Origin of the sequence: Aeromonas sp. 1HA1, from assembly GCF_029237385.1 — a bacterium.
In the GTDB taxonomy this organism is placed as follows: domain Bacteria; phylum Pseudomonadota; class Gammaproteobacteria; order Enterobacterales; family Aeromonadaceae; genus Aeromonas; species Aeromonas popoffii.
The window spans coordinates 1-7147 of the sequence record NZ_JAACGC010000115.1 but is presented as its reverse complement, the minus strand read 5'-3'; the positions used below and the strand labels follow the sequence as shown (position 1 = coordinate 7147).

At 57.9% G+C, this 7147-nt stretch carries 9 protein-coding genes and 2 pseudogenes; 6 read left to right on the top strand and 5 right to left on the bottom strand.

The genetic code is table 11. The annotated features are described in order from the left end of the window. The coding region (locus tag GWQ22_RS20455) for a hypothetical protein (protein WP_275931482.1) at positions 1-191 on the top strand (191 nt) is incomplete at its 5' end. Positions 192-343: 152 nt separating this feature from the next. Here the strand turns inward: GWQ22_RS20455 and GWQ22_RS20450 are convergent. From GWQ22_RS20450 to GWQ22_RS20440, 3 genes are all read right to left on the bottom strand, one after another. Continuing rightward, positions 344-1390, bottom strand: coding sequence for a nitronate monooxygenase (locus GWQ22_RS20450; RefSeq protein WP_275931481.1), 1047 nt, complete (start codon positions 1388-1390; stop codon positions 344-346). Then, complete coding sequence (locus tag GWQ22_RS20445; RefSeq protein ID WP_275931480.1) at positions 1387-1677, bottom strand: helix-hairpin-helix domain-containing protein; 291 nt, start codon at positions 1675-1677, stop codon at positions 1387-1389. Before GWQ22_RS20445 ends, GWQ22_RS20450 begins: the two co-directional genes overlap by 4 nt. A gap of 72 nt (positions 1678-1749) precedes the next feature. Continuing rightward, positions 1750-2400 (bottom strand): ribonuclease, encoded by a 651-nt coding sequence (locus tag GWQ22_RS20440; protein WP_275931479.1) that lies wholly within the window; start codon positions 2398-2400, stop codon positions 1750-1752. A 237-nt stretch (positions 2401-2637) separates the two neighbouring features. Here GWQ22_RS20440 and GWQ22_RS20435 point away from each other — a divergent pair, with 237 nt between their 5' ends. Then, on the top strand, positions 2638-3198 hold the full coding sequence (locus tag GWQ22_RS20435; protein WP_042038913.1) for a carbonate dehydratase: 561 nt from the start codon (positions 2638-2640) through the stop codon (positions 3196-3198). Positions 3199-3278: 80 nt separating this feature from the next. Here GWQ22_RS20435 and GWQ22_RS20430 read toward each other — a convergent pair whose 3' ends face one another. Both GWQ22_RS20430 and GWQ22_RS20425 read right to left on the bottom strand, forming a co-directional pair. Continuing rightward, a complete protein-coding gene (locus GWQ22_RS20430) occupies positions 3279-4187 on the bottom strand; it encodes an S-adenosyl-l-methionine hydroxide adenosyltransferase family protein (RefSeq protein WP_275931478.1) in 909 nt (302 codons plus the stop codon). A 336-nt stretch (positions 4188-4523) separates the two neighbouring features. Further along, a pseudogene (locus tag GWQ22_RS20425) lies at positions 4524-5000 on the bottom strand (MFS transporter); the annotation flags it as partial. Here GWQ22_RS20425 and GWQ22_RS20420 point away from each other — a divergent pair. The 4 genes and pseudogenes from GWQ22_RS20420 to GWQ22_RS20405 form a co-directional block, all read left to right on the top strand. Further along, a pseudogene (locus tag GWQ22_RS20420) lies at positions 4999-5374 on the top strand (LysR substrate-binding domain-containing protein); the annotation flags it as partial. The pseudogenes GWQ22_RS20425 and GWQ22_RS20420 overlap by 2 nt on opposite strands. Before the next feature lie 142 nt (positions 5375-5516). Continuing rightward, positions 5517-6188, top strand: a complete 672-nt coding sequence (locus GWQ22_RS20415; protein ID WP_275931476.1) for a CsgG/HfaB family protein — start codon at positions 5517-5519, stop codon at positions 6186-6188. A gap of 11 nt (positions 6189-6199) precedes the next feature. After that, the gene (locus GWQ22_RS20410; protein ID WP_108535797.1) at positions 6200-6559 is read left to right on the top strand and encodes a DUF4810 domain-containing protein; all 360 of its coding nucleotides are present in this window, start codon (positions 6200-6202) and stop codon (positions 6557-6559) included. Beyond that, entirely contained in the window at positions 6556-7050 is a 495-nt protein-coding gene (locus GWQ22_RS20405; RefSeq protein ID WP_275931475.1) for a GNA1162 family protein, read from the top strand. Before GWQ22_RS20410 ends, GWQ22_RS20405 begins: the two co-directional genes overlap by 4 nt. The last annotated feature ends 97 nt before the right edge of the window (positions 7051-7147 follow it).

Below are 7147 nucleotides of genomic sequence, written 5' to 3'. Positions count from 1 at the left end.
GTGTTGCTGCGGGAGTGGAATTCTACTCAACCGCCTTCTCGAGTCAAGCCTTATTTTCAAGGGCTTTTCGAGGCACCGACTGGCTTAACTGCGTTGCCGCTTGCCCTGTCGATGTGGCGCATTATAGAGAGATTGATCGCGTTGGCAAGGGCCGCGATGCAATAAAACTGCAAAAATCGGCACTTATTTAGTTATTCATAACCAACCACAGCTTTTATACAAACTTATCCACAGAAATGCCGTAAAACGGTACGTTTAGCCTCATGAGTGGCCCGCGTTTAGCCGCTGGAAGTGCCTCCTCGCATACCGATTCCCCCGCTCATCTACCTATATAAAGAAGCGATCATGCCAGGCCCGCTTCTTTCACCCATGCTGCGATCAACGCCGCGGCCGGGAGGTCATGGCATCCCGACACATTCTGCCCCGCCCACAATGGCGAGAAGCCATGGTCGCCAGCCTTCTCCGCCGCAGCGCGCAGTGGTACCAGCGCACCACTGGCATGGGGGAAGCCAGGGGCCGATAGCGAAAGCGGGACCAGCTCCCGCATCAGCCGATTGATAATTCCCCTTGCCGGACGACCACTGTACAAGTTGGTCAGGGCCGTGTGCTGGCCCTGAGTCGACTGAATAGCCGCGCGATGCAGGGCAGAGGTTGTCGCCTCATGACAGCAAAGGAAGGCAGTTCCCATCTGGACAGCGCTGGCCCCCAACGCCAGGGCGGCCCTGATCCCCTTGCCATCAACTATGCCACCGGCGGCGATGACGGGCAGATCCACTGCGGCCACTATCTGTGGCAGCAAGGTAAAGGTGCCTTGCTGCAAGGCGAGATCCTCATTGAGGAAGTGGCCGCGATGGCCGCCCGCCTCCAGACCCTGCGCTATTATGGCATCGGCACCATGGCGCGCCAACCACTGCGCTTCTGCTACTGTGGTCGCACTGGCAAACACTTTTGCCCCCATAGCTTTCACCCGGGCCAACAGGCTCGGCTCGGGCAGGCCGAAATGGAAACTGACCACAGCGGGGTTGAACTCGGCCAGGATGGCGGCATGCTCGGTGTTGAACGGGGCGCGACTGGGCGTCGTCACCGTGGCCTCGGCATTCACCCCGAACTCGGCGTAGTAAGGTGCCAGGGTCTGCTGCCAACCGGTGAGAGCGATCGGATCCGGCTCAGTTTGCCGATGGCAGAAGAAGTTGATGTTGAACGGCCCCAGACCACTGGCGGCAAACCGTGCCAATTCATTCGCCAGTTCGGTCGGGCTGAGCATGGCAGCCGGCAAGGAGCCCAGACAACCCGCTCCTGTGACGGTCAGCGCCAGTGCACTGTTTTGCACACCCGCCATGGGGGCCTGAATGATGGGATAACGCAATCCCAGATCGGCGAACAGGCTCATAACCCGGCCACCCGCTCAGGAGACGAAAGGACGTCGGCTACAACCTGGCTGCGCGCCAGCGCTATGGCGCCATCGATGGCACCGCGGGCCTGCGGACTGTTCTGCCAGCAAGTCGATCCCAGCATGCTGGCCACCAGCTGCACTATGTGGCCCGTGTCCGCCTCGGCCAGCTCGCTCAGTGTGTGGTAGCCCAGCTGTTCAAGCCGCCCGATGACGGTGGGACCGACCCCTTTCACCCCAAGCAGCAAGCTTCGTTCCTGTGCCGAGAACTGTTTCATGTCAGTCATTGACCAGACTCCTTTCCGATGACGGTATGTGTTCATCAGGCCCACAAGGAACCTGATGAAGAGAAAAAGTGATCAGCGCACGCTGCGCAGCAAGAAATCCGGCTGACCGCAGGAGCGCAGTTCACGCTTTTGCATCTCGTCGGAACAGGTGACGGCATCCGTCCCCGCCTTGTTGATGCAGAGGTAAACCTCCCGCAAGAAGCGACCACAGTCGGCGCAAGCCACCGTGATGTTATCGGGGGCCAGCCAATCGTTGGCGCTCGCCAGATCGGCCTTGAGCTGGAAGAGGCTCTTGCGCAGGGGATCTGTCGGCGACTGATAAACGGCCGGGATCTTCACCTTCTGACGCAAGTCGCTGGCCAGCTGATGGTACTGCGGCTGGTCGAGGCCGGAGCAGGTGCCGTGCTTCTCCCACTCATGGCGATAGAGGAAACGGCTGGGATAGAGCCCGGCAAACTGCTGCTCCATGTCGGGATCCAGCCGCTCGCGGGAACAGCTGCTCGGGTAGCCACGCTGATACTGGGGCCAGAGGCCGTGCAGCACGAATCCCAGCTGGCGGGAACATTGGTCCCGATCGGCCGGCTTGACGGCGCAATGCTCCGGCGACCAGGAGAACGCCAGGGCATAATAGTCAAACTCGCCCGCCTCCCCCTTGGCCTGCACGGCAGAAGAGAACAAGGGGGAGAAAAGCAGGGTGCCGAGCAGGACAACAATCTTCTTCATCTTGGGTATCCAGCGTTATATCAAAAGAGTACCAGGCGGGCCACACGGCCCGTTCGGCAGAAATCATGCTCCCATAATTTGCGCGTCGGGAACACCCCGACAAAATACGTGCACGACCCCAAGGGTCAGACCAGTCAGGGGTTCCCCCTCCCCGCCCACAGGCGTAAGCTGACCCACCGGCAGGCCTGTGGCCTCGCCTTTTTTCCCATCCCGACTTCATCTTCAACAGGATGTAACATGATCCGCAAGAATCCTTCCGGCCACCTGCCGGTCATCGACGAATCAGCCTATATCGACAAGACTGCCATCATCTGTGGCAAGGTGATCATCAAGGAAAATGTGTTTGTCGGCCCCTATGCGGTGATCCGCGCCGACGAGGTGGATGCCAACGGCGAGATGGAACCCATCGTCATCGGCGCCAACTCCAACATTCAGGACGGGGTGGTGATCCACTCCAAGTCCGGTGCCGCCGTCACCATAGGCGAGTACACTTCCATCGCCCATCGCTCAATCGTGCACGGCCCGTGCGAAGTCGGTAACCGGGTCTTCATCGGCTTCAACAGCGTACTGTTCAACTGCCACATAGGTGAAGGTTCAGTGGTACGCCACAACTCGGTGGTGGATGGTTGCGATCTGCCGCCCGGCTTCTATGTGCCCTCCACCACCCGCATCAACCAGCAGAGCGATCTGGCCGAGATCCCCAGAGTCACAGTGGATGCCACCGAGTTCTCCGAGGACGTAGCCCACACCAATATCGATCTGGTCAAAGGGTACAAGGCACTCTCGAACGAGTTCTGATCCGTTTCTTTATTATCAGACAACCAAACGGGCGCCGAAGCGCCCGTTGCTATTTCTATCTCTGCTTATATCTGTACGGATCAGGAGCACTTCTTCAGGCTGATATGCCAGTTGGCGCCCGACTGCACCTGATGCTTGGCGGCGAAGCTATCCATATTGAGGGCAACCGACACCTGCAGCAGGCTGTTGAGGTAGATCAGCGGCTGGCCTTCTGCTACATCGCCAAAGCTGCTGACATAGGGCGCCTTGCCGTCGAACTTGACCGCATCCCCTTCGCTGATCTTGATGCAGGCGCTGTCTCCCTTGTTGATCCCCGCCTGGGTCAGCAGGGCATCATCGATATTGGTCCAGACATTGCCGTACTGCACATCGAGGATCGGGATGGTGCCCTTGAGGGTGCCATCCTTGTCAGCAACTGCTGGCTGATAGGGGATCTTCACCACTTCGGCGGGCAGTTTGGGGCCAACCTGCTCGTAGCTGATGGCACCGGAGGCAAGCCGTGCACCTGTGTAGGCATACACATCGCGGCCATGGAAGGTATAGGACTTCTCGGAGCCCTTGAGGCGATTGAGTTTCTCATCGATCTGGCGCACCGCCTCGATGCCAAAGTGCTCGGCCACCAGCGTCAAGGTGCCGTTATCCGGGGTGACGATGTAGTGGCCGCTCTTGGTCTTAAGCACCACCGAGTGGCGGTCGGTGCCCACGCCAGGATCCACCACGCTGACAAACACAGTGCCTTTGGGCCAATACTGCAAGGTCTGGTAGAGACGGTAAGAGGCTTCCCAAATGTTGTAGGCCGGGATCTCGTGGGTCAAGTCATAGAGCGGCAAGTTGCGATCCACTCCGAAGGCGACTCCCTTCATAGCCGATACGGCGCCATCTTTGAGACCGAAATCGGTCTGGATCACCAGCGCTTCGTTGGCGGCGGCAATGCCGCTGGCCAGCATGAGGGCGAGCGCGATGGCGCGGGGAGCGGTGCGAATATCCATATCTGAACTCCTGAATCATCTGAGGATAGCGAAACGGCATCTACCATTTGGACATCTAGACTGCCATCTGTGGATTTTTTTGCAAGGGGTTTGCATCAAAGTGAGATGTGACGCGCAGAAAATGTGCTCGCCCAACGGCAACGGCGGAAGTATCAAGGGCAGAATGAGAACAGGTTTACAACACAGGAGTTCAGCATCATGGCACAGCCACACCCGCTGGCGGTGTCCCATCTGCCCAAAGGGCTACGCTTTGCCACCGTACTGCCGATCCTGCGTGAATGAATGCACCATCTGGATGCCAAAGGCGTGTTACTGGCCGATTGATGGGTAAACCGATTAAATCGCAGCCCGCTCGAAACGACTGCGTGATACTCCCCAGGCCAACCCCAGGCTGATCAGAATGCTACCGGCGGCGAGCAGATCCACCGCAGCCCGCAGGCCGACACTGTCACTCACCCAGCCCAGCAGCACAGGCACCCAGTTCGCCACATAGGCAATCACATAGAAGAGCGACACCAGCCGAGCATGGCTGGAACTGGGGGCGATGCAATTGACCAGGGTCGCGCTGCCAACAAACACAGCGCCTTGAGCATAACCGGCCACCAGCAGCCCAAGCCCCGCCAGCCAGAGCGACTGGACGTGCACGGCGCCGATAAATAACAGCACGCAAAGTACCAGCGCCAGGCAACCGCTCTGCAGGGTATGGCGAGCATCGAGGCGGCGGGCCCAGAGCTGGCAAAGGCCGGAGAGCACCATATAAGCCGCGATCAGATAACCGAACAGGCCGAGATCCCGCATCCCCAGCAATTGGCTCACCACCATAGAAATGGGGCTCTACGCCTCTCGCGACTATCTGGCCCGCAACGGCACGCCCCCTGCTACTGTTTGCCAAGGAGCTGGTCTCACGCCACTGGCACAGCCTGTGCGGGGAGCCGCTGCACGAACCGAACGTAGTGCTGCAGTGCAATGCCCAGCTGCTGTTGCTGGCGGCGGCCCGCCAAGGACTGGGGATAGCCCTGCTCTCCATCTCCACCTTTCTGGCAGATAGAGAAGCCGAGCTGGTACGCGTCCTGCCCACCCACAGCGATCCGGTCGACATCTGGCTGGTGCTCCACCCCGACCTGCAGAAGGCCAGCCGGGTACGCGCCGTGGTGGATGCGCTGGAAGAGGTGTTTCACTGCCGCTGACAGGCCACGCCATCCCTTTGCCGGTACAAACTAACTGAATGCTCAGTTATTGAACTGACCAGCCCCCCATCCGGGGCACTTTCTTCGCAGCGAACCATGCTAGAGTCCGTCGCTGTTTTTTCCTTATTAAACGGGACGTTATATGAATAAGTTCGTTGTTTCATGCGGTGTCATCCTGATGGCGAATTTGTTGGTTGGTTGTGCCAGCGAATCCTCTCGTACTCTGGATGTCCCCAAAGTTGCCTCCTACCAGAGCCACTATCAAGGCCCTCGCAGCCCGATTGCCGTGGGGAAATTTGATAACCGCTCCAGCTACATGCGCGGCATTTTCTCCGATGGCGTGGATCGACTGGGCAGCCAGGCGAAAACCGTCTTGATTACCCACCTGCAGCAAACCGGCCGTTTCAGTGTGCTGGATCGTGACAACATGGATGAGATCAGGGCTGAAGCGGGAATCAAGACACAAGCTCAAGCCCTCAAAGGGGCTGACTACGTGGTCACCGGTGACGTCACTGAATTTGGCCGCAAAGAGGTCGGTGACCACCAGCTGTTCGGCATCCTGGGTCGCGGCAAATCCCAGATTGCCTATGCCAAGGTCAACCTCAACATTGTCAATGTCACCACCTCCGAAGTCGTATTTTCTGCCCAAGGAGCCGGTGAATACGAATTGTCCAATCGTGAAATCATAGGTTTTGGCGGCACCGCAAGCTATGACTCAACCCTGAATGGCAAAGTGCTGGACTTGGCCATTCGCGAAGCAGTCAACAATCTGGTGAACGGTATTGAGACCGGCGCCTGGCATCCGGCTCAGTAGGAAGAATAAAAATGAAACAGTTCAAGCTATTCACCCTGTTGGCTGCGGCCCTGCTATTGACTGCGTGTGCTCAGGCGCCGCGTTCTCTCTATAACTGGGATCAGTACCAGCCGGTTGTCTATCAAAACATGCAGGGCACCGAAACCAGCGTAGAGGAACAGATCTCTGCGCTTGAGAAGAACCAGCAAGAGGCAAGTGCCAAAGGGCAGGCAGTTCCCCCCGGTTTCCATGCCCATTTAGGCATGCTATATGCCCAGCTGGGCAAAGATACAGAAACCCGCCAGCATTTTGAGACAGAAAAACGTCTGTTCCCGGAATCGGCTCCCTTTATGAACTTCCTGATGTCCAACAAAAAAGGGGCTACCCAATGAAGATGCCCGCCCTCTTCTTACTGATGTTCGCCACCCTTCTGCTGGCTGGTTGCGCACAGCGCCCGTCTTACGATTACACCGCGTTCAAAGAGAGCAAACCGACCTCTATTCTGGTATTGCCACCGTTGAACCACTCACCCGATGTCAAAGCCGGGGCAAGCCTGCAATCCCAAATCACACTCCCGCTGGCTGAATCTGGCTACTATGTGCTGCCCGTCGCCGTCACCAATGAGACTTTCCGTCAAAATGGTGTGACGGAAGCGGCTGACATTCATGCGCTGCCGATCAAGAAGCTGCACGAGATCTATGGTGCCGACACAGCCTTGTATCTGGACATCCAGAATTACGGCACCAGCTATCTGGTTGTGTCCAGTGAAACCGTGGTCACAGCCAGTGCGCGCCTGGTCGATCTTCGAACAGGCAAGCTGTTGTGGGAAGGCAAAGCCAGTGCCAGCAGTGCAGAACCTGACTCTTATACACAAATATTGTGAACTGATTGGCACTTTTCCCGATTTCCAGGATCTGATCTCCTATGTGACTCCCGAACATGGTAACGATCATGCTAACTTTTGCTCTTCATCGTGCGGC